We start from the raw sequence: 22,456 nt of genomic DNA, 5'->3' as shown, positions 1-22,456 counted from the left end.
AAAGAGGTCAGGTGTGAGAAGGACATTGGGTGTGACCGCGCTCGCGTGCGCGGGGTTGCTGGCGGCAACGGCCTGCAGCGGTTCGGACTCCGGTGGCTCGAGTGACGGTCCGGTGACCGTGACCGTGATGACCTGGGAGTCGGCGGAGACGAATGCCGCGATCAAGAAGGCCCTGGAGGGCTTCAAGGACGACAACATCACCGTCCAACTGCTCGACACCCCGAGCGGTCAGTACGGCGACAAGCTCGCGTCGCTGACCCAGGCGAAGCAGCTGCCCGACCTGTTCTGGTGCGGTAACGACACCGAGCAGCAGTACACGTCCCAGGGTCTGCTCGTCGACTGGTCCGAGCGGATCAAGAACGGCGAGGGCGACTTCACGGCGGACAAGTTCGTCCCGTCCGCGATGGACAACTGGAAGACCGCCGACGGCCAGATGGGCGGGCTGCCGTCGCTGATGAACACGTACGGCGTCTGGTACAACGCCGACGCGTTCACCGCCGCCGGACTGCCGCTGCCGAAGGCCGGCTGGACCTGGGACGACATGTACGCCGCGGCCGCGAAGCTGGCGAACAAGAACGGGGCGAAGTACGGTCTCGTCGCCGACCAGCTGACCGGCGGGGACGGCCCGTTCACGATGAGCATGTACTCCGTCTCGGCCGGCGGTGCGCCGTTCACCGACGACGTGAACCACCCGACAAAGGCCGAGGCCGACGACAAGTACAAGGAAGGCGTCGAGAAGCTGGTCGCCGCGATCAAGAACGGCTCGGTCGCACCGCCCGGGTACGACGCCGCCAACGTGCAGTCGCTGTTCGCGGCCGGCAAGGTGCCGATGACGTTCGGCGGTCAGTGGCTGGCGGCCGGGTTCCAGACCGACAAACCGAAGATCAAGTACGGGTTCGCGCCGTTCCCGCAGGTCCAGACACCGACCACGCTGTACGACTCGGTCGGCATCTGCACGCCGCAGTACACCAAAAACGAGGACGCGACGTTCAAGGTGCTCGAGTACATCAACACCAAGGTCTGGGACGCCGTACTCCCGGCCTCGCCGGTCGCGCCACCGGCGTACACGCCCGCCCAGGCGAGCTACTTCGACGCACTCACCAAGGCGCAGCAGAGCACCGTCGTCGACACGGTCAAGGCCGACCTGGCTGCCGAGAAGACGGTCGGCGTCCGCTTCACCACCCAGTGGGCGCAACAGGTCGGCGACCTCACCACCGCCAACTACCAGCCCATCCTGAGCGGCAAGAAGCCGGTCAGCGAGCTGCAGACCTACATCGACAAGATCAACGACCTGATCAAACAAGGCAGCTGACCCAGCTACCCCTTGCCCCCTGAGGTGGGGGGTTGCCCATTCAAAATTTGAATGGGCAACCCCCCCCCACTTCGACAGGCAACCCTCTAACTCGATGGGCAACCCTCCAGCTCAACGGGCAACCCTCGCCTCGATGGGCAACGGGCGCCCTCGGCGGGGTCGGATGCGGCCTCGACGGTAGACCCGGGCCGAGACCGCGTGGGTGGGGCCTGGGTCAGGCGGCTTTCCAGAGGGAGAGGGCGAAGCGGGACTCGGTGTCGGTCCACCAGGCGGCCGGGGTGAAGCCCGCTTCGGCGAGTTCGGACTCGACGCCGGCGCGGCGGAACTTGGCGGAGATCTCGGTGCTGATCTCCTCGCCTGCCGCGAAGGACGCCTCCAGGTGGATCTCCGGGATCAGGACGCGCATCGCGCGGGTGGCGCGCAGGTGCATCTCGATCCACTCGTTCTCGGGATCCCAGATCGCCACGTGATCGAAGGCGTCGACGTCGAAGTCGGCGCCGAGTTGCCGGTTGATGACCCGCAGCACGTTCTTGTTGAACTCGGCGGTGACGCCGGCGGCATCGTCGTACGCCGCGATCAGGGTGGCGGGATCCTTGACCAGGTCGGTGCCGAGCAGCAGCCACTCGCCGGGGTCGAGGACGTCGCGGATCGAGGTGTAGAAGGTGGCGCGTTCGGCCGGGATCAGGTTGCCGATCGTGCCGCCGAGGAACGCGACCATCCGCGGCGGGTCGCCGGGCAGTTTGTCGAGGTGGGCGGTGAAGTCGCCGACCACACCGTGGACGTCGAGCTGTGGATAATCGGCGTTGATCGCGTCGGCCGCCTCCCGCAGCGCGGACTCGGACACGTCGAGCGGGACGAAGGACGTGAGTGTCCCGTGGTCGCGCAGACCGTCGAGCAGCAGCCGCGTCTTTTCCGACGATCCCGATCCGAGCTCGACCAGTGTGTGCGCCCCGGTGATCGCCGCGATCTCACCGGCGCGCGTCTGCAGGATCTCTCGCTCGGCACGGGTCGGGTAGTACTCCGGCAGTCGCGTGATCTCTTCGAACAGCTCGCTCCCCCGCGCGTCGTAGAACCACTTCGGCGGCAGCCATTTCGGTGTCGCCGAGAGCCCTGCCCGTACGTCGTCCCGCAGGGCGCGGGCCGCGTAGTCCGGGGTCAGATGTACGTCGATGAGGGTCACGCTCTGCCTTCCATCCGGGTGATCTGCAGGTTGGTGGCGGTGGCCACGAGGAGCGAGCGGTCGGGGACGGCGGTCCAGCGGTCGGGGCCGAACGGCTCGGAGGCGACGGTCACGGAGTTGTCGGTACGGCGGACGTGCAGCGAGTGAACCCATGCGGTGGCGACGAGTTGCTCGCCGTCGGTCAGCAGGATGTTCAGGCGTGATCCGGGCGCCAGCGCCTCGACTTCCTGTACCACCGCCGCGACCGCGTCGGCCGGCGGCACACCCTCACCGAGCCGATGCGCGACCAAGGCCCAGAGAAAGGCCGAGTCGATCGGCGGCACGCGCAGCAGGTCCGCGACCGGTAGCTGCTCGGCCAGTTTGACGGTCGCGTCCGGCCAGCCGGGGATGCGCCCGTTGTGGCTGAACAGCCAGTGGTCGGACCCGAACGGCGCGACCGCCGACTGGCCGTACGGCAGCCCGACGGTGCCGTTGCGGAGCGCGGCGAGTACGGCGCCGGAGCGGATGGTGCCGGCCAGACCGGGCAGGTTCTCGTCGGTCCAGATCGGGACGTCGCGCCGGTAGCGCACCGGGCCGCCGGACACGGCCGCATCCCCTTCGGGATACCAGCCGAGTCCGAAGCCGTCGGCGTTGACCGACCCGCCGCCGCGCATGTCGGTCGGCGCCCAGCTCTGCTCGTAGAGCGAGTGGGACGGCTCGAGCACCAGCGACGACAACGTGACCGGTGGGCCCAGGTAGGCCAGGTGGCGGCACATCAGGCGGGCAACTCGTCGGGGCGCGGGTCGCGCGCGCAACGGAAGCCGGCGAAGATCTGCCGGCGGATCGGGTAGTCCCAGTTCCGGAAGGTGCCGCGGGCAACGACCTCGTCGGTCCCGAACGAGCCGCCGCGGAGCACCTTGTACTCCGGGCCGAAGAAGACCAGCGAGTACTCGTCGTACGGCCACGCGCGGAACCCGGGGTACCCGCGGAAGTCGCTCGACGTCCACTCCCAGACGTCGCCGATCAACTGCTCCACACCGAGCGGTGAGGCGCCCGCCGGATACGCACCGGCCGGTGCGGGGCGGAGGTGACGCTGGCCGAGGTTCGCGTGCTGCGGACCCGGCGACTCGTCGCCCCACGGGAACCGCCTGGTCCGCCCGCTCGCCGGGTCGAACCGCGCGGCGAACTCCCACTCCTCCTCGGTCGGCAGTCGCTTGCCCGCCCACTTCGCATAGGCCTCGGCCTCGTAGAAGCAGACATGCATGACCGGCTCGTCCAGCGGCAACCGCTCCTGGTGCCCGAACCGCAGCCGCCACCACTCGCCGTCGACCTGCGACCAGAACCGCGGCGCGACCAGCGACGCCTTCTGCACATGCGCCCACCCGGGCTCGGTCCACCACTGCGGATCCTGGTACCCGCCGCCGAGCACGAACCGCAGGTACTCCCCGTTCGTCACCGGGGCGGTGTCGATCACGTACGGCTGCACGTGGACGGCGTGCGCGGGCCGCTCGTTGTCCAGCGCCCACGGCTCGATCGACGTACCCATCTCGAAGACACCGCCGGGGACGAACACCTCCGCCGACGGCAGCGAACGCCCGGGCGGCGGCGGTGGTGCGTCGAGAACAGGCGCGCCGTCGCGCAGCTGGTGGGTGGCCAGCATCGTCTCGTCGTGCTGCTGCTCGTGCTGCGCGATCATGCCGAACGCGAACGCGTTGTCCACCAGCTCGCGCCCGGCGTCGAACTTCACCTGGTCGAGGACGTCGAGGACCTTGTCCCGCACCTCGGTGACATAGCTACGCGTTTCCTCCGGGCCGAGCAGCGGCAGCGTCGGCCGCTCCGCACGCGGGTGCTGGAAGGCGTCGTACAGCTCGTCGATGTCCTGGCGCAGCGGCTCCCGCCCGCCGACGTCGCGGACCAGCCAGAGCTCCTCCTGGTTGCCGATGTGGGCGTAGTCCCAGACCAGCGGCGACATCAGCTTGGAGTGCTGCTTGACCAGGTCGTCGGTGTCGACGGCATCGGTCAGCTGCACCGTCCGCGTCCGCGACCGCTCGAGCTGCTCGGCGACATACGTCCGCAGTTGCTCCGGCGACAGATCGGACAGTTGGTGGTTCATGAAGCTCGCCTTCCGTGGGTGGTGTCGACGATGCGCCGCAGCCGGGTTGCGGTGGCAGCGATGAGTTCGGGGGCCGCGCCGGTCCGGTCCAGGACCTCGATGCCGAGCGCGACGACGTCGCGGGCGGCGCGCAGTACCAAGGTGTCCTGCAGCCCTTCGCGCGCGGCCGGGAACCACCGGCCGGCGGCCGGCTCGGCCGCGGCCAGCACCTGGTCGATCGACGCGGACATGAGGGCGGTCAGCAGCAGGGTCGGGGCGATCCAGCCGGCACCCGGCTGTGCGTCGAGATAGCGGACCTCGAGGTACCCACGCGGCCGGACCGGCGGGAACAGCGTGGACAGGTGGTAGTCGAGGTCGTCGTACGTCGGTCTGTCGCCGGGCAACTGTCCGTCCGCCCAGGCGCCGAACGTGAGGCCGGTCGGCGCGTCCCAGCTGTCCCCGCGCCGGAAGCAGAGCACCGGCGCCTCCATCGCCGTCCGGGCCCAGGCAGCGGCCGGGTCCTCCCCCAGTGCAGGCGGTTCGGTGAAGGGTGCACAGGTGCCGAAGGTGGCCTCGGTCCGGGCCGACGCCCAGCCGGTGTCGGCTCCGGCGCGGCGGCGCGAGTTCGCGAACAGGGCGACCAGCGCGGGACCCAGATCGTGCAGGGCCCGCCAGCGGAGGGCGGTCTGCTCGGCTTCGCCGGCGTCGAGGCAGATCTGCAGGCCTGCGGTGCTGCACATCATCCGTGGGCCGTGCGGTCCGACGCGGCGGAAGGCCTGCTCCATCGCGGCGTACCGCGGGACGGTGAGGATGCGGCGGGGTGTGCGGAAGGGGTCGAGGCCGTAGCGGCCCGGGACCAGGTCCGCGTCCTGCAGCAGAGCCGTCAGCTGTGCGGCGTCGGCGGCGGTGTCCTCGATCAGCCGCGGGACCGAGTCCGCCGCGGGGCCGGAGATCTCCACCTGGCCACCCGGCTCCACGGTGACCAGCGCGCCCCGGCCCAGCGGCAGTTGCGGACTGCCCGGGACCAGGGTGGCGGGCGCATGCGCGCCCAGGGCTTTGCTCAGCCGACCGGCGTCGAGAGGCCGGCGCGGATCCTCCGCGTGATGCACCGTCCACTCGAGCTCGACGCCGAACAACCGGGGTGGACCGTGCTTGAAACAGACCATCGCGACGTAACCCTCCGCATCGGCACGCGAGCCGATCGGAGTCGTCGCCGGGGAACCACCGGACGAGGCCACGTCAGCGAACCTAGCTCCGGGTCCAGAGCTGGACAACCGACCAAGGATTACCCGCCGGTGACGTCTGGAAGGCCTGTCGATTCATGCCAGGCATGTTTCCCGAAGCCACCGACAGTTTTCGGCGCGCGGCCCGCGATCAGCGGAAGCGCGGACACCCACTACAGGCCGTGACCCCCGGCAGTACGTAGAAGTAGCAGCACGAGGTGCGCAGTTTGTCCTCCAGCGACACTCCGAACGCGCTCGCCACGGCATCGGTGTACGGCGCATCCTCCGGCAACCGCAGCGCCGCGCGGACCTCGTCGTCCACCGCACCGAACCGCTGCAGCGACCCCAGCTTCACACCGGGTCGGTACGAGTCCAGAAACGCGCTCACGTGCTCCTTGTGCTGTGCAGCCGCGACATCGACCGGTACGACGTCCTCGGACAGCAGAGCGATCTCAGCCGGGTAGTGCGCGACCGGGTGCCGCTTGAACGCCAGAGCGGCCGCTGACACGCTCGGCGAGACACCTGTGACGGCTGCGGTCACGGCGGCCACCAAGGACGGCACCTGGACGTACCACATGAGCGTGAACATGGCTGCGACCTGCCGCGGCGGATCGATCGCGTAGTCGCGCGCGTAGTCGGCTGCGGCGGCCGCGCGCCACGAGTACGTAGGGTCGCCACCGGCTTGCTGTTCTGCGATCAGGTCCGCGCACGAGACCCAGTCCGGTCCCGGCACCGCGGTCGCGGTCCGTACGGACAGCCAGCTGACCGCATCGGCCAGCACATCCGCCAGACGGCCCACGGTGTAGGTCACCTGGTCAGCCTACGATCCGGCCTGTGATCCGGCCTGTGATCCGGCCTGTGATCCGGCCTGTGATCCGGCCTGTGATCCGGGCTGTGATCCGGGCTGTGATCCAGACGGCCCAGCTCCACCGGTTACTGTCAACGCATGACAGCTCTGGCGCGGTGGCACGTCGGTCCATGGACCACTCGGGGCACTCGTCCCGGTGAAACCCCCGTGCCGGGGCGGCGGCGGACGACCGACGAGCTGAACTTCGACGTGGTCGGGCTGGCGCGCATCCTCGGACGCCGGCTGTCCGGGCAGGACGAGCTGCAGGTCCGCTTGTGGCAGAACGAGCTCCGCCCGACGCACACACGGCTCTGCGGCGTCCACACGCTTGCTGACGCGGACAACGCTGATCAGCTACACCAGACTGCCCAAGAGGCGCTGGCCTGGCTGCGCGAGCAGGCGCCCGCCGGCTACGAGTTCGTCGTCACCGATGCGGTCGAGCTACGCCCATTGCTCGACCTGTCCGCGGATGTGGTGGCGGTGGATGCCGTCGTTCAGCTGGCCGACCTGCCACTCCCTGCTGCCCGCCTGGCCACAGCGCATGTACGCCGCAACGCCGCAGGCGACTGGTATGCGGGAGACGCGGTCTGCAACTGGTCCGGGCCCCACGCCACATCTGACGAGGCAGTGGCCGCCGTACAGGCCGCCCGCTCCGAGCTGGCCGACCAACTGCGTGCAGCGGGCCGGGCCGACCTCGCTGACACAGCAGCCCGGTGGCCGGAAGTACCCGTCGAGCAGGATTTACTGGATCGCGCCGCGTCAGCTGCCAGGTGCTTGCGCAGGAACGCGAGCTCGGCCTCCACCACCTCTTCATGAGCGTCGAGGAACGGCGCGTAGTGGCCCCCGGGCACCTGCAGGACCTCTGCGTTCGGCGTCCGAGCTGCTGCCTTCAGTGTGGGTGCTGCCAGCGCGGACTGGTCGCCCTCGCACACGACGTACAGCAGTGGACACCGGACCGCCGCGGCGTACTTCACAGGTCGGTAGAACGCAGCAGGTAGGACAGAACGCGCCGCGATCGCCCGCTGCCACCGTGGGTACCGGTTGCCCGCGTTCAGCGCTTTGCTGCTCAGCTGCGCACCTTGTCGCGCATACCGAGAACTGAACCACGTGGTTCGCAAACTGTCTACGCCCGTTCCTCCCGCTCCAGCGCCCGGGCCAGCGCCGCGAATCCGGCCTCGATCCCGTCCGCGTCGCCGCTGGTCCGCCACTCGATCAGGAACCCGCGCAGGCTCGCCAGGATCAGCTCCGCCACCTCGGTCTTGCGCTGCTCCGTCCAGTCGTCCGGACAGAGGGACAGCAACGTCGGCAGGTACTGCCGGGAGGCCGATCGCGCCAGGTCCGCGTACCGCGCGGCGTCGTACATCGCCAGCCCGATCGCCTGGTCCAGCACCCACGACTCCGCGCCGACCAACGTCGGCCACACCGACCGCACCCGCTCCGCCAGCGACAGGTCGCTGCGCTCGGTCGCGGCCGCGAGGGCCCGGCTGATCCGGCGTTCGCGCAACTGCAGCACGGCCTGCGTCAGCAGATCCTCGGGTCCGTCGAAGTGGTACAGCAGCACCTTGTGCGTCGTACCGGCCGCCCGTGCCGCACGCCGCAGTGAAAAGTCCACGAGCCCGTTGGCGCCGAGCTCGTCGGTCACCTTGTCGAGCAGTTCGCGTCGGCGCGCCTCACCGCGCGCCGATTTCGCCGACCGCCGGTACCCCGTCCGTTCGTCAGTCACCCGGCCAGTATCAGCGACTTCGGCCGCCCGTGCAGGGACCGCGCCGCGAGCTACGCGAAGGTCGCGACCAGGTAGCCGACGCCGTACGGAGCCGCTTCGTAGAGCAGGTCGCCGGACAGCGACGTACCCTCCAAGGCTCCGGCCAGCACCTGCCAGGGCGCGCGGCCGGCGGCTTGCAGCTCACGCGCCAGGTCGGGATCGAGCGCCTCGAGTACGTCGAGATCCTTGGCCCGCAAGGCTTGCGCGACGGTGGTGTCGAAGATCTCCGCGCGCGGATGCAGATGCACCGGCGAATGCTCGCTACGCCGCGCCGAGCCGTCGCCCAGCACCAGCAGACCGAGCCGCTCGTTGCTCTCGGCAAGCTCTCGCCCGAGCCGTACGCAATCACCGGGCGCAGTGTCGCCGGGCACCGCCCGATAGCCGCGTGGCAGCTGAGCGGACTTGGATCGGTCGAGCAGCCAGCCGCCCATCGCGAGCGACAACGGCAGAACCGCCGGTCCCGTTCCGATCCGCACACCCGGTGCGCCGTACGCGCCGAACGAACCACCCGCGGACGCGTCGTACGCACCCGCAGTCCCCGATCCGACGACCAGGATCGACGACGCCGCCGACAGCGCGTCGATCGCGGTCAGACAGGCAGCGCGGAGATCGTCCAGCTCCGGCGCCGCGCCGGTCGCGACCTCCGGGACCAGCAGCGGCGGGTGCGGACAGACCGCGGCAGCGACGACAGACACCGGCTCAGGCCTCCCGGAGGTAGCGGAAGAAGAGGTAATCGTCGGCGGCGGCCAGCCGCGTCTGCAGGCGCATCCGCCGAGCAGGCACCGGTTCGCCGTCGATGATGCGGCCTGCTCCCGGGCCGGCCAGCACCGGGGCCAGCGTGAGGCACAGCTCGTCCAGCAGGCCGGCCGCGGTCAGCGCGCCGAGCAGCAGCGGACCACCCTCGGTCAGGATCTGCCCCATCCCACGCCCGTGGAACTCGTCCAGCACCGCCGGCAGATCGACAGCCTTGGCCCCTAGGACGAGCAGCTCGGCCACCTCGCCGAGTTGCTCCCGGCGCTCGGGCGGTGAGGCGGCGTGCGTGACCACGATCGGCCGGACAGCGGACCGAAAGACCGGGTCCGACGGGCTCAGCTCGAGCCGGGACGACACGATCGCGAGCGTCGGGTTCTCCGCGAGCCCCGCGTCCGTCCGCCACGCGCGAGAGGCACCGGACAGCCGCAGCGGCGTGTACCCCTCGTCGCGGATCGTCCCGGCACCGACCAGCACGACGTCCGCGAGCCGCCTGATGATGCTGAACACGCGACTGTCGGAGTCGCTCGACAGTGCCTTCGACCGGCCGTCGATCGCCACCGCGCCGTCCAGGCTGGTCACGAAGTTCGCCCTTACGTGCCGGACACCGCGGTCCGCCACCTGGTACAGCTCGACCAGTTCATCGTCGGACAGGTCCTCGAGGCGGCGCATCAGGCCAGGCTCCTTCGGGTGCCGGCGGGCTGCTTGGTGCCCCGCAGTACGGCGACGAGGTCGAGCGCCTGCCGCGCCGCCGGTACGTCGTGCACGCGGAAGACGCGGGCGCCCAGCCAGGCGGAGACTGTGAGCGCCGCCAGGGTTCCGTTGCCGCGCTGCCCCGGCGGCAACTCGAGGGTCTCGCCGATGAAGTCCTTGTTCGAGACCGCGACCAGCACCGGCAGGCCGGTGGCCACGAGCTCGTCCAGCCGGCGGGTCAGTTCGAGCGACTGGAGTGTGTTCTTGCCGAAGTCGTGCGTCGGGTCGATCAGGATGCCGTCCCGTCGTACGCCAGCTGCGACCGCCCGCTCGGCGAGCGCGGTCGTCGTACGGATCACGTCCGCAACCACGTCGTCGTACGCCATCCGGTGCGGATCGGTGCGCGGCGAGAGGCCGCCGACGTGACTGCAGACCAGTCCTGTCCCGGCCTCGGCGGCGGCGTACACGAGGTCCGGATCGGCGCCTGCCCAGGTGTCGTTGATCAGGTCCGCACCGGCCGCCGCAACCTCGCGGGCCACTGCGCTACGGTACGTGTCCACGCTGATCACGAGCTCCGGGTGCCGGGCCCGGATACCGGCCACGAAGTCCACGGTCCGGCGCAGTTCCTCGGCCTCGCTGACCGGCTCGCCGTACCCGGCCTTCACCCCGCCGACATCGACCAGGTCCGCACCCTCGGCGACGGCCTTGTCGATCGCCGCGTACGCCGCGTCGGTCGCGTAGGTCGCACCGCGGTCGAAGAAGGAGTCCGGCGTCCGGTTGACGATCGCCATCAGCGCGAACTCGTCCACGCCGAACGACCGCTTGCCCAGCCGCAGTACGCCGTCGCCCGTCGTCACGGCACCGACTCTACGTGCCGGATCCCCCGGCCATCACAACGCCCGCCGCGGCGCGCGGCCCGCGGGGCCGACCGGGTGGGCCCGATTGCGACGGCCTGGCGATCCGCATCACCTGTCGCAGTCGCCACATATCCTATAGGATCTCGCCTGACCCTCCGCCCTCCGCAGCAGATCGGTTCCTCGATGGCACGATTCACCGAATTCGAGACGTACGACGTCCGTTTCCCCACGTCGCTGGACCTGGACGGCTCCGACGCGATGAACACCGACCCGGACTACTCCGCGGCGTACCTGATCCTGCGGACCGACGCCGACGACGGGCTGGAGGGGCACGGGTTCGCGTTCACGATCGGCCGCGGCAACGACGTCCAGACGGCCGCGATCGAGGCGCTTCGCGAGTACGTGGTCGGGCGGGACCTGGACGCCACGCTCGCTGACCTCGGCGGGTTCTGGAAGGAGCTCGTGCACGACTCGCAACTGCGCTGGCTGGGCCCCGAGAAGGGCGTCATGCACATGGCGATCGGCGCGGTCGTCAACGCGGTGTGGGACCTCGCCGCCAAGCGGGCCGGCGTACCGCTGTGGAAGCTGCTGTCGGACCTGACGCCGGAGCAGATCGTCGACCTGGTCGACTTCCGGTACCTGACCGATGCGCTGACCCCGGACGAGGCGCTGGACATCCTGCGCAAGGCCGAGGCCGGGCGGGCCGAGCGGGAGGCGATCCTGCGCGAGCGCGGGTACCCGGCGTACACCACGACGCCGGGCTGGCTCGGGTACGACGACGCGAAACTGGTCCGACTGTGCCACGAAGCGGTCGCCGAGGGGTTCACGCAGATCAAGCTGAAGGTCGGCGCGAACCTCGACGACGACATCCGCCGGATGCGGCTGGCCCGCGAAGCGGTCGGCCCGGATGTCCGGATCGCGATCGACGCCAACCAGCGCTGGGACGTCGCCGACGCGATCCGCTGGGTCGAGGCGCTGGCGCCGTACGACGTCTGGTGGGTCGAGGAACCGACCAGCCCCGACGACATCCTCGGGCACGCCGCGATCGCGCGGGCGATCGCGCCGATCCGGGTCGCCACCGGTGAGCACGTGCAGAACCGGGTGGTCTTCAAGCAACTGCTGCAGGCCGGGTCGCTGTCGTTCCTGCAGCTGGACTCGGCCCGGGTCGCGGGTGTCAACGAGAACGTCGCGAACCTGCTGCTGGCGGCCAAGTTCGGCGTTCCGGTGTGCCCGCACGCGGGCGGGGTAGGACTGTGTGAGCTGGTCCAGCACCTGTCGATGTTCGACTACGTCGCGGTCAGCGGATCGATGCAAGACCGGGTGATCGAGTTCGTGGACCACCTGCACGAGCACTTCCTCGATCCGGTGACGATCCGGGGCGGGCACTACGTGGCGCCCGTTCGGCCCGGCTTCGGAGCCGAGATGGATCCCGAGACGCTGAGCGGGTTCCGGTTTCCGGGTGGCAAGATCTGGACCGACCTGACGAAGGAGATGAAGTGACTGATTTCACCGGCCTCCGCGCGGTGGTCACCGGAGGCGCCTCGGGCATCGGCCTCGCGGCCGCCCAGCTGCTCGCCGCCCGCGGCGCCCAGGTGGTCGTGTTCGACCTGAAGCCGGACGTCGAGCCGCCGCTGACCGGGATCGCCGCCGACGTCACCGACGACGCCTCGGTCCGGGACGCCGTCGCGGCCGCGGCGCTGCAGCTCGGCGGCATCGACGTCCTCGTGAACAACGCCGGCATCGGAGCGCAGGGTGACGTCGCCGCGAACGACGACGAGGAATGGCATCGCGTGCTGGACGTGAACGTGGTCGGGATCGCCCGCGTGACGCGGGCGGCGCTGCCGTACCTGCGCAAGTCCGGCGCGGCCGCGATCGTCAACACCTGCTCGATCGCCGCGACCGCCGGCCTGCCGAACCGCGCGCTGTACTCGGCGAGCAAGGGCGCCGTCCTCGCGCTGACGATGGCGATGGCCGCGGACCACGTGCGCGAAGGGATCCGGGTGAACTGCGTCAACCCCGGTACGGCGGACACGCCGTGGGTCGGCCGGCTGCTCGACGTCGCCGCGGACCCGGTCGCCGAGCGTGCCGCGCTCGAAGCCCGGCAGCCGATGGGCCGGCTGGTGACGGCCGACGAGGTCGCGAACGCGATCGCCTACCTGGCCAGTCCGCTGTCCGGATCGACCACCGCTACGGCGCTGGCAGTCGACGGCGGCATGCAGAACCTGCGGCTACCGGCGGTCCGCAGATGAAGCTCTTCCCGGACGATCAGCGGATCGGGCTGGGCGGCGCTCCGCTCGGCAACCTGCTCGGCGAGGTGCATGAAGCCGACGCCGTCGCTGCTGTGAACGCAGCCTGGGACGAGGGCTGGCGCTACTTCGACACTGCTCCGCACTACGGCCTCGGGCTGGCCGAGGAGCGGCTCGGGCTCGGGTTGCAGGACAAGCCGCGTGACGAGTACGTGCTGTCGAGCAAGGTCGGCCGGATCATCTACACTGCCGACGCGCCCGCGACCGACGACGAAGGTTTCGCAATCTCCACCACGCGACGCCGGCGCTGGGACTTCTCGCGCGACGGCGTACTGCAGAGCATCGAGGACTCGCTGCGCCGGATCGGCACCGACCGGCTGGACGTCGTGTTCGTGCACGACCCGGACGACCACTACGAGGAAGCGGTCGCGACCGCGTTCCCGACGCTGATCGAACTGCGCGACCAGGGCGTGATCGGCGCGATCGGTTCCGGGATGAACCAGTCGGCGATGCTGACCCGGTTCGTCCGCGAGATCGACATCGACGTGATCATGCTGGCCGGGCGGTACACGCTGATCGACCCCGACGGTCTCGACGACGTACTGCCCGCCTGCCTGCACAACGACGTCCAGGTCGTTGCCGTCGGCATCTTCAACTCCGGGTTGATGTCGCAGCCGCGGCCCGCCGCGGACGCGACGTTCAACTACGAGCCGGCCGCCCAGACGCTGATCGACAAGGCCAACAAGGTCGCGGACGTCTGCGAGGCGCACGGCATCACGCTGCCCGCGGCGGCACTCGCCTTCCCGCTCTTCCACCCTGCCGTCGCCGGGATCGCCGTCGGCTGCCGGACGGCCGACGAGGTCCACACGAACGCCGCGCTGGCCCGCAGCGAGGTTCCGGCCGCGGTGTGGACCGATCTGAAGTCGGCCGGTCTGCTGCGCGAGGACGCCCCTACTCCGTAGGTGCTGTGCGCGAGGCCAGATGCAAGGCGAGCCGCTCGTCCGGATCGGTGAGGTCCACGCCCAGCAGATGCTGGATCTTGGCGATCCGGGCGGCGGCAGTGTTGCGGTGAATCCCTAGTACTGCAGCGGTTTCGGCCACTGACGACTCGGTGTCGAGGTAGACGGCCAGCGTGGTGACCAGGTCACCCGGCTGGTCCTTGATCGGAGCTAGGAGTGCCTGCGCCGCGGGCTGGAACGTGTCGGTGCGCGTCCACGCCAGGAGTAACTGCGCCAAGCCCAGACGGTCCACATGCAGGAAGCGGCCCGTTTCGGCACGTCCACGCGCCAGGCCGGCCGCGTCACCCGCTTCCGCGAGAGTGGTGGCGATTCCACTCGGCCCCGGCTGCACACGCCCCACACCGACGTACGTGTCGACCGTCTTCACCAGGCGGCGCTGCACTCGACGTATGGCGGCCGCCTGCTGCCGTACCTCGGTAGCGGTCGGTTCGCTGACTGCGGTGATCCAGGCCGACCAGCCGTCGCCCTGCTCCACCACGACCGCTCGCAGGCCTTCCGCGTCGAAGGCGTCCACCACATCCGCCCGTCGCCCTGCCGCATCCACTTGGCCTTCGACGCCGATCCGGATGCCGGTGTGCCAGCCGTCGAGTTGCCAGCCGAGGTCAACCGCCCGTCGCCGCGTTGCCTCCGACGGTTCGCCTTGCAGCAGCTCGCCGAGCAGCGACGTCCGTTGCCTCGCGTCTCGCTCCAGCTCGAGTCTCCTGAGCGCAAGCCGCTCCCCCACTGCGGGCGCGACAACCGTGAGCACGTCCGGTACGGCGGCTACCTCGGCCGGCACCACCGCGGGCAACCGTGCGACGAGCCAGCACACCGGTCCGGCGCCGAGGACAGGGATTGCCAGCAGGACCGCGCCGCTCGGCAGATCCACCCGGTACGGCGCCGCCCACGCCACAGGGACACGTGGCAGCTCAGCGACCAACGCGGCCCGTTCGTCCGGCTCCAACGGTTCACCGGCCAGCCGCCCGCCATCGGTACCCGCCAACGTGACCGGGCGGTCCAGTACGTCGGCGGTGATCCGCAGTACGCCGTTGAGGTCCCCGTTGGTACGGCGCAACGCTGAGACGGCCCGCAGTACCAGATCCGACCGCACGACCTCGGGCTCGGACGTCACGCGGCGGAGGTGCTCGTGGGCGGCCAACGGGTCCGGGGCGCCCAGCACGGGTAGCTGCAACCGCTCCGCGAGCAACTGCGCTCCACGCCCGAGCGGCTCGACGCCCGGTAACAGCAGCGCGCCGGCTCCTGCGGCGGAGGCTCTGCTGATGAGCGCGTCAATCCGCCAGTCGGTGTGGTCGTCTGCGAGCAGTACGACGAGCAACTGTCCGTTGAGTTGCTGCGGATGGGCCGCCACGCCCAGCAGCACCTGTGAGCCGGTGAGGTGCGGGTCGAGCTCCGCACCGGCGCTCAGCACGACCACGCCGCGCCAGCCCGGCGACGCGAGCATCGCCTTGAGCGTCGGCGCCGTCATGAGGCTTTCCCGCGATGCAGGCTGTCCACCGTCATGAGGGCATCCTTGTCACGACGCCTCCAGGAGGTGCGGTGGGCAGGCGAGGCCGAACGCTTGCGGTCCGACGTGGCCGATGCGGTCGTCGCGACGCCACCACGCCGGCCCCGGCAGCGCCACGATCGTCACCTCGTCGCCGGTGCGGACGGCGTCCACCGCGATCGGCTGCAGCGTACGGCGATCCAGTACGCAGACCAGGTCCGGTGTGGTGACGACCGGGACGCCGTCGACCAGCGCGAGCAGGTACTCGTTCTCGGTCTCGATCCGGATCACTGCACGGCTGGACGTGTCAGCGACGGTCACGCTGCCGCGGCCGAACGCTGCACCGCCGTCGCCGATCAGACGGCGCGCAACCTCCTCGACCCGGCCCGCACCCAGTAGTCGTCCACCCAGCCGCTCGGCCACGACATCGGGCGTGGCGTCGAAGTCCAGCGCGGCGTGCGCACGGCCGAGGGCGAGTGCCCGGGTCAGACTGCCCTGCACGGCGTCCTCGGCCGCGGCGCGGACCGGCGTCGGCGCCAGCGCGAGGACCGCCCAGCCGCCGGTGTGCGCGACGAAGCTCCGCACCGCCCGTTCCAGACCGGAGGCGTCGACGTTGTCCACCACGATCACCTGGCCGCTCGGCTCACTGAGCGCACAGGGCGTCAACGAACGACCGGCAACCGCCCACGAGAACTGGTCGAGCCGCGGCAGCGCCCGACCCATCAGGTCCGCGTCGACCACCGGGAGATTTAGGTCCAGCGCGGCGATCAGGGGTGTCAGCCCGTTCAGACCGCCGGCCTCGAGCGACATCAGCCCGGTGACCTCGGTCCCCGTCCACCGGCTGACCGCCCGCACCGCCGCCTCGAACTCTCCCCCGCCGGGCAGCTTCTCCATCAGCACGCTGGTCGCCCCGACCACACCGATCGGACTCACCGAGAGATCGGGCAGCTCCACAGCGTCGCGCAGGACGAGTTCCCCCGCACCGAGCTCCCGGTGCAGCATCCGCCCGAACGCGCTCGTGTCGCCGCCACCGCCCGATCCGAGCAGCGTGACGCCGACGACCAGCGCGTCGAGATCCCGATCCCGGATGACCGTACTCATGGATCGATCCTGCCATCGGCGGATCTCCACCACTCACCAAACGCGCCAAACGGCCCGCTCGGGCCGCTCGCTGAGCGTGTCGGGCGTCCGAGACGGGACGTTGGTGAGTGGTGGAGGTCCGGGTGGAACCTCGGCCCGCCGCGGAGGGGTGCACACGGCGGGCCGAGAGTCATGCGCCGGCCGGCTGCGTCAGCGGCTCGACGGCGTGGCGCTCGACCGGGTCGAAGGTGACGTCCAGCCCGAAGCAGGACGGGCCGAACACGGCCAGCGCCTCCGGCGTGCGCATCAGGTCCGGCGTGGAGATCCCGACCACGGTGACGCGCTGCCCGTACCGCAGGCCCTCGGTGGTGATCGGCTCCGCGGTGTCCCCTTCGAGCACGCAGATCAGGTCCGGCACGGTGCAGACCACCTCGCCGTCGACCTCCGCGACCAGGTTCTCGTTCTGGAAGCGCAGTTCGAGCTGTGACGTCCCGTCGTACGACGTGAAGCGGGCCCGGCCGCGGGCGAAGCCCTCGACGGTACGGCGTTCCACGTCGACGACCTTCCCGCGGAACAGCACCCGCAGGTGGCTGTACAGCGTCGGCGCCAGCGCCCCGCGGATCGCCTCGACCGGGTCGGTGTGCGCGGCCCGCGCCTCGCGAACCGCGCGCCCGATCGACAGGCCGAGCGACAGCGTCCGCGGTACGGCGGTCCGCTTCACCTCGGCGCCCGTCATCGAGTACTCGGCGATGTGCGCGACGCCGCCGAGCCGGATCGTGATCCCGCGGGCGAGCCATTCCATCTGCTGGTTGTCGGTGCCGGTGTCGATCACCACGGTCTCGTCGTGTTCTCCGGCGATCGCCATCGGCGACCCGGGGACGCCGTACACCGAGAACGTCTCCATCTGCAGTTCGGGGAACGCGCGGCCCATCCCGTCCGCGTCGACCACCGGTAGTCCGGTGCGGGCCGCGACCAGCAACGGGATCATCGAGTTGATGCCGCCGCACTCGATCGGCATCGTCGCGTCCGCGCGCCGGCCGAGGTGTTTCTCGAGGGCGCGCAGGGCACCGACGGGTTCGCTGCCGCGCGGGATCTTCTCCACGATGACGGTCGGCGCACCCATCTGCGCGGTCGGGATCACGAACGCGTCGTCGTCGAGTTCGTCCGGATCGAGCACGGTGATCGGGCCGTGTTCACGGATCGCCTGCTCGACCAGCAGCCGCCCGATCAGCGGGTCGCCGCCACCGCCCGTCCCGAGGATCGCGGCACCGCGGGCGAGGTCCCGCAGGTGCTCGATGCCGAGTTGCCAGCTCATACCGCAGCCTCCACCGCGCGGATCGGGTCCAGGTCGTAGCCGAAGTACCGCGGGCCGACCAGCCCGATCCCCTCCGGCGAGTGCCACCGTTCGTCGGCCGGCGCGGCGAGCACGCTGACCCGGTGGCCGTACCGCAACGCCTCGGTGGTGATCGGCTCACCGGACTCGGTGTCGAGCACGATGATCAAGTCCGGTGTCGTCGCCACCGCCGTACCGTCGAGCTCCGCGACCAGGTGCTCGTTCTGGAAGCGCAGTACCAGCACCCGGCGGTGCGAGGCGTCCAGTCCGTCGACGGTGGCGTCACCGCGCGCGAAGCCGGTCGTCGTACGGCGCTGCACGTCGACCACCTTGCCCACGTGCAGCAACCGCCCGCCGAGCTCGGCCGCAACCGCCGCCACCGGGTCGGTGTGGGCGCGACGGGCCTGTTCGATCGCGCGGCCGATGTCGACACACTTGCTGAGCGTCCCGGCCACGAGCGACTCACGCGCCTGGGTGCCGGTCATCGGATACAGCGACACGATCGCCGAGCAGCCCATGTCCACGGTCGCCGAGCGGGCGAGCCGTTCGGCCCAGGAGTTGCTGATCGTGTCGAAGACCCCGCGGTTGCCCTTCTCGTCGACGATCGACATCGGCGTCGCCTCGATCCCGGCCAGCGTCGGCAGCACCATCTGCAGTTCGGGGAACGCGCGGCCCATCCCGTCGCCGTCGATCAGCGGCAGCCCGAGTTGGGCGGCCGCGATCACCGGGACGGTCGAGTTCACGCCGCCGGCCTCGATGGAGGCCAGGTGGGTCGGTGTCCGGCCGATGTACTTCGCCAGCGTCTCGACCGCGACCGAGATCTGCTCCGCCGACGGCAGCTTCTCCACCATCACCGTCGGTGCACCCATCATCGCCACCGGCAGCACACAGGCGTCGTCCGGAAGGTCGCCGGGGGCAACGATCTCGATCGGCCCGTGCTCCTTCAGCGCCTGCTCGGCCATCAACCGGCCGATGTGCGGGTCGCCGCCGCCTCCGGTACCCAGCACCGCCGCCCCACGGGCGAGGGCGCCCAGATCCTCCGCACGCAGCTTCATCGCCACCACTCCACTCCGGATCCCAGAGCCATCGCCAGCGCGCGATCCGCCGCGTGGCCCGCGTACCCGCGCGGTGGCCGGGCAATGGTGATGGCCTGCAGATCCGCCCTCATCACGCGTTCCCCAGTCGGAGGTCGCCGACTGCCTTGCAGCGGATCCGGGTCGCGTTGCCGGGCAGGTACGGGATCGGGACCTCGTCGAAGTCGACGATCCGCACGGCGGCCGGGTCCGCGCCGGCCGCGATCGCGCGGTCGACGGCCTCCTGGCGCGCTTCGTCCACCACCGCGTCCCGGCGGCCGGGGTCGATCGCGTACACCCGGTCGACCTCACCGCCGACCTGCGCGATCGCGGCGCCGATCGCGTTCGCGACCGCGAAGTGGTCGGGACGGTGGACGGCGAGACTGCCGGGCAGGTCGTCCGGCAGCAGGATCGAACCACCGCCGACCGCCACCACCGGCAGCGGGTCCGGCGAGGTACGCATCCGCTCCACCGCGTCCGCGATGTCCGCGGCGACCCGGGCGAGTGCGGCCTTCACCAGGGTGGGGTCCAGGTCGGCCACCGCGGAGGTGTCACCGACCTGGGCCTGCCCGGCCGCGACCGCGATGTCCGTCGCAGTCAGGGTCTTGCCGCCGAAAACCAGGGCCTCGTCGGTCAGCCGGTACCCCACCGACCGCGGGCCGACCGTCACCTGATCATTGCCATCGGCCACCAAGCTGCCGCCGCCGATACCGATGCTGAGCACGTCGGGCATCCGGAAATTCGTCCGGACCCCGGCCACGTCGACCTCGGTCGTCGCCTCGCGCGGGAACCCCTGGGTGAGCACGCCGACGTCAGTCGTCGTACCGCCGACGTCGACGACCGCGCAGGTGTCCAGGCCGGACAGCAGCGCTGCGCCGCGCATCGAGTTCGTCGGGCCGGACGCGAACGTGGCGACCGGGTACCGGCGCGCGAAATCGACGTCCATCAGCGTGCCGTCGTTCTGGCTCAGGTACAGCGGCGCGGAGATGCCGTGCCCCGCGACCGCACTGGCCAGCCCGTCGACGATGCCGGCCGCGAGCTCGCGGAGGGCCGCGTTGATGATCGTGGCGTTCTCCCGCTCCAGCAGGCCGATCCGGCCGATCTCGTGCGACAGCGAGATCGCCACGTCGTCGCCGAGCTCGGCGCGCAGGATCTCGGCCGCGCGCAGCTCGAACTCGTTGCTCACCGGCGAGAACACCGACGAGATCGCCACCGACCGGACGCCGTGCACGACCATGTCACCCGCGTGCCGGCGCAGTTCGTCCTCGTCCAGCTCGGCGATGTGCCGGCCGTCGAACTCGTGCCCGCCGTGCGCCAGGTAGCTGCGACCGCTGATCGCCTCGACCAACCGGTCCGGCCAGTCCACCAGCGGCGGCAGCGACGCCGTCGCGGGCAGGCCGAGCCGCAACGCGGCCGTCGGCGCCAGCCGGCGGGCCTCGACCAGGGCGTTGATGAAGTGTGTGGTGCCGATCATCACGGCCTGCACCTGCGCCGGGTCGAAGGATCGCTCCGCCTGCAGCCGGTCCAGGGTGTCGATGATGCCGGCGGTCACGTCCGCGCTCGTCGCCGACTTGTTCGCCGCCAGGACGGTGGTCCCGTCCAGCAGCACGGCGTCGGTGTTGGTGCCGCCGACATCGATCCCGATACGCATTCAGTTCCTCCCGTAGATTCTGGTACCGCTGCCAGGCTGCGTCAGTGAGTCGCCGGTACGGCGGCGGCCGGGGCGGACTCGGTGTCCATCGTGCGGCTGGTCCCGACACCGCGGATCAGGCCGAGCTTGCCCGCGACGACGTACGCGAGGAAGCCGACCAGCAGCGAGTTGATGCTCGGCAGGCCCCAGGCGACGTACTTGCCGATCAGCGCGGCGCCGATCCAGATCACGATCGTGGCCGGTACCCAGGTCGGCGCGGTCGCCGGCAGGACGCCGCCCGCGCGCGACGCGTCCAGCTCGGGGCGCCAGCGTTTCACCACGAAGTACTCCGCGACCATGATCCCGGCGATCGGCGGGAACGCTACGCCGAGCAGCACGAGGAAGTCGGTGAACTTGTCCAGGATGCCGCCGGCCGCGAGCACACTGCCCAGCACGCCGACGACGAGCGTGACCGCGGCCCGGTTCACGCGCCGGCCGAAGACGGTACCGATGAAGTTCACCACGCCGAGGCCGGAGCTGTAGAGGTTCCAGTCGTTGATCTTCAGCGTGCCGAGGATGATCACCAGCGTGCCGACCCAGCCGACCGACGACGTGACGATCGTGATCACGTTGGCGGAACCAACGGCATGCGCGAGCAGCACGCCGACCAGTCCGATCACGTACTCACCGAGCGTGATGCCCAGTACGGTCTGCTTCACCACGTCGCCGACGCCGCGGTTGAAGCGGGTCATGTCCGGCGTGATCACCGCACCGACGATGAATCCACCGGCGACCAGCGTCGTACCCTCCAGCAGACTGAGCTGCGGACCGGGCGGCGCCGCGTTGACCAGCGAACCGAGGCTGTGGTCGGACAGTTCGCTGATGATCGACCAGCCGACCAGGATCAGGAACGCCGGAACCGTCACGTAGGCGACCCAGGCCATCGAGTGGAAGCCACGCAGTACGACGAGCGTCACCGCGAGACCGAACACCAGCGACCAGCCCCAGGTCGGGAGGACGCCGATCAGTTGGCTCAGCCCGGCCGCCGACACCGCCGACTGGATGCCGAACCATCCGATCAGGCTGATCCCGATCGCCAGCCCGATCAGCGAGGAACCCGCCTGACCGAACCCGGTCCAGCGCGCGATCACCGACGTCTGCAGGCCCTCGCGGGCGCCGATGACACCGATCAGGATCGCCACCAGTTCGAGGATCACGGCACCGAGCGTGAGCGCCCAGAACGCGTCCCAGAAACTCATCCCGAACCCGAGCGTCGCACCGAGCAGGAACTGACTCAGCGCGGAGATCTGCCCGAACCGCTGGGTCGCCACCGACCACCAGGAGTACCGCGCGTGCTCGGGGACGCGGGCGAGCGCATAGTCGTCCGTGCCGACAGATGTACCGGCCATGAAAACCTCCAGCCCTGGGATTTCACCGAACGTACGACGGCGCGGGCCGGCACTCGCCGTGGTGTGTGCACAGTGACGCGGCGATGACTGTGCAACTGGCCCATCGCCGCGCGTGTGGTGGTCAGGCTGGTCGCCAACTGACGGCGTGTGTGGTGGTCAGGCTGGCTTCCAGCTGACGGCGTGTGTGGTGGTCAGGCTGGTTGCCAGGTGACCGCGAGGCCGTCGCGTCGGGCGATCTGCTCGACACGGTGGGCCACGCGTTGGCTCTGCTGCTCGAGCACCTGCGGATCGTCGGCGTCGAGCCGCAGTACCAGGGCCTCCGGGGTGGCGCGGATCGTCCAGGTCGCCGGGCCAAGGTCGACGACGAGTGTGTCCGCGTCCTCCGCCAGCACCTGGAGGCCGCCTGGCCTGTGGGACAGGTGGCTGGTCAGCTGTGCGAGATACCGATCCGCACGCGGCGTACCCAGAACTGCTTCAACAGCAGGCAC

General features: G+C 70.4%; 21 protein-coding genes. 5 read left to right on the top strand and 16 right to left on the bottom strand.

Translation table 11 applies throughout. From position 1 onward, the window contains the following. Positions 1 to 13: 13 nt before the first annotated feature. The gene (locus AB0B82_RS14445; protein WP_360166977.1) at positions 14 to 1,312 is read left to right on the top strand and encodes an extracellular solute-binding protein; all 1,299 of its coding nucleotides are present in this window, start codon (positions 14 to 16) and stop codon (positions 1,310 to 1,312) included. A 214-nt stretch (positions 1,313 to 1,526) separates the two neighbouring features. Here the strand turns inward: AB0B82_RS14445 and egtD are convergent, their stop codons facing one another. The 5 genes from egtD to AB0B82_RS14420 form a co-directional block, all read right to left on the bottom strand. Next, positions 1,527 to 2,492, bottom strand: coding sequence for an L-histidine N(alpha)-methyltransferase (gene egtD, locus AB0B82_RS14440; protein WP_360166974.1), 966 nt, complete (start codon positions 2,490 to 2,492; stop codon positions 1,527 to 1,529). Further along, complete coding sequence (gene egtC / locus AB0B82_RS14435) at positions 2,489 to 3,247, bottom strand: ergothioneine biosynthesis protein EgtC (RefSeq protein ID WP_360166971.1); 759 nt, start codon at positions 3,245 to 3,247, stop codon at positions 2,489 to 2,491. Before egtC ends, egtD begins: the two co-directional genes overlap by 4 nt. Beyond that, on the bottom strand, positions 3,247 to 4,584 hold the full coding sequence (gene egtB, locus AB0B82_RS14430; RefSeq protein ID WP_360166968.1) for an ergothioneine biosynthesis protein EgtB: 1,338 nt from the start codon (positions 4,582 to 4,584) through the stop codon (positions 3,247 to 3,249). Before egtB ends, egtC begins: the two co-directional genes overlap by 1 nt. After that, complete coding sequence (locus tag AB0B82_RS14425) at positions 4,581 to 5,801, bottom strand: glutamate-cysteine ligase family protein (protein WP_360166965.1); 1,221 nt, start codon at positions 5,799 to 5,801, stop codon at positions 4,581 to 4,583. Before AB0B82_RS14425 ends, egtB begins: the two co-directional genes overlap by 4 nt. 136 nt (positions 5,802 to 5,937) lie before the next feature. Beyond that, positions 5,938 to 6,597: a (2Fe-2S)-binding protein gene (locus AB0B82_RS14420; RefSeq protein WP_360166962.1), complete on the bottom strand. Its 660-nt coding sequence runs from the start codon at positions 6,595 to 6,597 to the stop codon at positions 5,938 to 5,940. Positions 6,598 to 6,732: 135 nt separating this feature from the next. Between AB0B82_RS14420 and AB0B82_RS14415 the strand changes: the two genes are divergently transcribed. Then, positions 6,733 to 7,449, top strand: coding sequence for a hypothetical protein (locus tag AB0B82_RS14415; protein ID WP_360166959.1), 717 nt, complete (start codon positions 6,733 to 6,735; stop codon positions 7,447 to 7,449). A 307-nt stretch (positions 7,450 to 7,756) separates the two neighbouring features. Here the strand turns inward: AB0B82_RS14415 and AB0B82_RS14410 are convergent, their stop codons facing one another. The 4 genes from AB0B82_RS14410 to folP are packed head-to-tail and all read right to left on the bottom strand — an operon-like array spanning position 7,757 to position 10,629. Beyond that, the gene (locus AB0B82_RS14410) at positions 7,757 to 8,356 is read right to left on the bottom strand and encodes a TetR/AcrR family transcriptional regulator (protein WP_360166956.1); all 600 of its coding nucleotides are present in this window, start codon (positions 8,354 to 8,356) and stop codon (positions 7,757 to 7,759) included. Between the two features lie 50 nt (positions 8,357 to 8,406). Then, positions 8,407 to 9,090 (bottom strand): class III extradiol dioxygenase subunit B-like domain-containing protein, encoded by a 684-nt coding sequence (locus tag AB0B82_RS14405; RefSeq protein WP_360166953.1) that lies wholly within the window; start codon positions 9,088 to 9,090, stop codon positions 8,407 to 8,409. A 4-nt stretch (positions 9,091 to 9,094) separates the two neighbouring features. Continuing rightward, a complete protein-coding gene (locus tag AB0B82_RS14400) occupies positions 9,095 to 9,817 on the bottom strand; it encodes a pyrimidine reductase family protein (RefSeq protein WP_360166950.1) in 723 nt (240 codons plus the stop codon). Further along, a complete protein-coding gene (folP, locus tag AB0B82_RS14395; RefSeq protein ID WP_360167162.1) occupies positions 9,817 to 10,629 on the bottom strand; it encodes a dihydropteroate synthase in 813 nt (270 codons plus the stop codon). Before folP ends, AB0B82_RS14400 begins: the two co-directional genes overlap by 1 nt. 249 nt (positions 10,630 to 10,878) lie before the next feature. Between folP and AB0B82_RS14390 the strand changes: the two genes are divergently transcribed. Genes AB0B82_RS14390 through AB0B82_RS14380 form a run of 3 tightly spaced genes read left to right on the top strand, consistent with a single transcriptional unit; the run spans position 10,879 to position 13,903 of the window. Then, complete coding sequence (locus tag AB0B82_RS14390; protein WP_360166947.1) at positions 10,879 to 12,195, top strand: L-fuconate dehydratase; 1,317 nt, start codon at positions 10,879 to 10,881, stop codon at positions 12,193 to 12,195. Next, complete coding sequence (locus AB0B82_RS14385) at positions 12,192 to 12,944, top strand: SDR family oxidoreductase (RefSeq protein WP_360166944.1); 753 nt, start codon at positions 12,192 to 12,194, stop codon at positions 12,942 to 12,944. Before AB0B82_RS14390 ends, AB0B82_RS14385 begins: the two co-directional genes overlap by 4 nt. Further along, positions 12,941 to 13,903 (top strand): aldo/keto reductase, encoded by a 963-nt coding sequence (locus tag AB0B82_RS14380; protein ID WP_360166941.1) that lies wholly within the window; start codon positions 12,941 to 12,943, stop codon positions 13,901 to 13,903. Before AB0B82_RS14385 ends, AB0B82_RS14380 begins: the two co-directional genes overlap by 4 nt. Here AB0B82_RS14380 and AB0B82_RS14375 read toward each other — a convergent pair. The 7 genes from AB0B82_RS14375 to AB0B82_RS14345 all read right to left on the bottom strand — a co-directional run bounded on the left by AB0B82_RS14375 (position 13,893) and on the right by AB0B82_RS14345 (position 22,456). Continuing rightward, entirely contained in the window at positions 13,893 to 15,425 is a 1,533-nt protein-coding gene (locus AB0B82_RS14375; RefSeq protein ID WP_360166938.1) for a helix-turn-helix domain-containing protein, read from the bottom strand. The two genes, AB0B82_RS14380 and AB0B82_RS14375, sit on opposite strands and share 11 nt — an antisense overlap. 48 nt (positions 15,426 to 15,473) lie before the next feature. Continuing rightward, entirely contained in the window at positions 15,474 to 16,544 is a 1,071-nt protein-coding gene (locus AB0B82_RS14370; RefSeq protein ID WP_360166935.1) for a DUF917 domain-containing protein, read from the bottom strand. 169 nt (positions 16,545 to 16,713) lie between these two features. Further along, positions 16,714 to 17,838 carry a DUF917 domain-containing protein gene (locus AB0B82_RS14365; protein WP_360166932.1) on the bottom strand — a complete coding sequence of 375 codons (1,125 nt, stop codon included), beginning with the start codon at positions 17,836 to 17,838 and terminating at the stop codon, positions 16,714 to 16,716. Next, positions 17,835 to 18,911 carry a DUF917 domain-containing protein gene (locus AB0B82_RS14360; protein ID WP_360166929.1) on the bottom strand — a complete coding sequence of 359 codons (1,077 nt, stop codon included), beginning with the start codon at positions 18,909 to 18,911 and terminating at the stop codon, positions 17,835 to 17,837. Before AB0B82_RS14360 ends, AB0B82_RS14365 begins: the two co-directional genes overlap by 4 nt. Positions 18,912 to 19,023: 112 nt before the next feature. Next, on the bottom strand, positions 19,024 to 20,580 hold the full coding sequence (locus AB0B82_RS14355) for a hydantoinase/oxoprolinase family protein (protein WP_360166926.1): 1,557 nt from the start codon (positions 20,578 to 20,580) through the stop codon (positions 19,024 to 19,026). Between the two features lie 41 nt (positions 20,581 to 20,621). Continuing rightward, complete coding sequence (locus AB0B82_RS14350) at positions 20,622 to 21,968, bottom strand: cytosine permease (protein ID WP_360166923.1); 1,347 nt, start codon at positions 21,966 to 21,968, stop codon at positions 20,622 to 20,624. A gap of 191 nt (positions 21,969 to 22,159) precedes the next feature. After that, complete coding sequence (locus AB0B82_RS14345; protein ID WP_360166920.1) at positions 22,160 to 22,456, bottom strand: DUF2218 domain-containing protein; 297 nt, start codon at positions 22,454 to 22,456, stop codon at positions 22,160 to 22,162.

This window comes from Kribbella sp. NPDC048915 (assembly GCF_040649595.1).
Lineage (GTDB): Bacteria > Actinomycetota > Actinomycetes > Propionibacteriales > Kribbellaceae > Kribbella.
Note: the sequence above shows the minus strand (reverse complement) of the source record. Positions and strands in the feature narration are given on the sequence as shown.

What these genes read in the sequence shown, in the direction of transcription:
- egtC (WP_360166971.1), bottom strand. Translation starts at nt 3,247, where the DNA reads ATGTGCCGCCACCTGGCCTACCTGGGCCCACCGGTCACGTTGTCGTCG.
- egtB (WP_360166968.1), bottom strand. Translation starts at nt 4,584, where the DNA reads ATGAACCACCAACTGTCCGATCTGTCGCCGGAGCAACTGCGGACGTAT.
- AB0B82_RS14415 (WP_360166959.1), top strand. Translation starts at nt 6,733, where the DNA reads ATGACAGCTCTGGCGCGGTGGCACGTCGGTCCATGGACCACTCGGGGC.
- AB0B82_RS14400 (WP_360166950.1), bottom strand. Translation starts at nt 9,817, where the DNA reads ATGCGCCGCCTCGAGGACCTGTCCGACGATGAACTGGTCGAGCTGTAC.
- folP (WP_360167162.1), bottom strand. Translation starts at nt 10,629, where the DNA reads ATGGCGATCGTCAACCGGACGCCGGACTCCTTCTTCGACCGCGGTGCG.
- AB0B82_RS14390 (WP_360166947.1), top strand. Translation starts at nt 10,879, where the DNA reads ATGGCACGATTCACCGAATTCGAGACGTACGACGTCCGTTTCCCCACG.
- AB0B82_RS14380 (WP_360166941.1), top strand. Translation starts at nt 12,941, where the DNA reads ATGAAGCTCTTCCCGGACGATCAGCGGATCGGGCTGGGCGGCGCTCCG.
- AB0B82_RS14375 (WP_360166938.1), bottom strand. Translation starts at nt 15,425, where the DNA reads ATGACGGCGCCGACGCTCAAGGCGATGCTCGCGTCGCCGGGCTGGCGC.
- AB0B82_RS14370 (WP_360166935.1), bottom strand. Translation starts at nt 16,544, where the DNA reads ATGAGTACGGTCATCCGGGATCGGGATCTCGACGCGCTGGTCGTCGGC.
- AB0B82_RS14365 (WP_360166932.1), bottom strand. Translation starts at nt 17,838, where the DNA reads ATGAGCTGGCAACTCGGCATCGAGCACCTGCGGGACCTCGCCCGCGGT.
- AB0B82_RS14360 (WP_360166929.1), bottom strand. Translation starts at nt 18,911, where the DNA reads ATGAAGCTGCGTGCGGAGGATCTGGGCGCCCTCGCCCGTGGGGCGGCG.
- AB0B82_RS14355 (WP_360166926.1), bottom strand. Translation starts at nt 20,580, where the DNA reads ATGCGTATCGGGATCGATGTCGGCGGCACCAACACCGACGCCGTGCTG.
- AB0B82_RS14350 (WP_360166923.1), bottom strand. Translation starts at nt 21,968, where the DNA reads ATGGCCGGTACATCTGTCGGCACGGACGACTATGCGCTCGCCCGCGTC.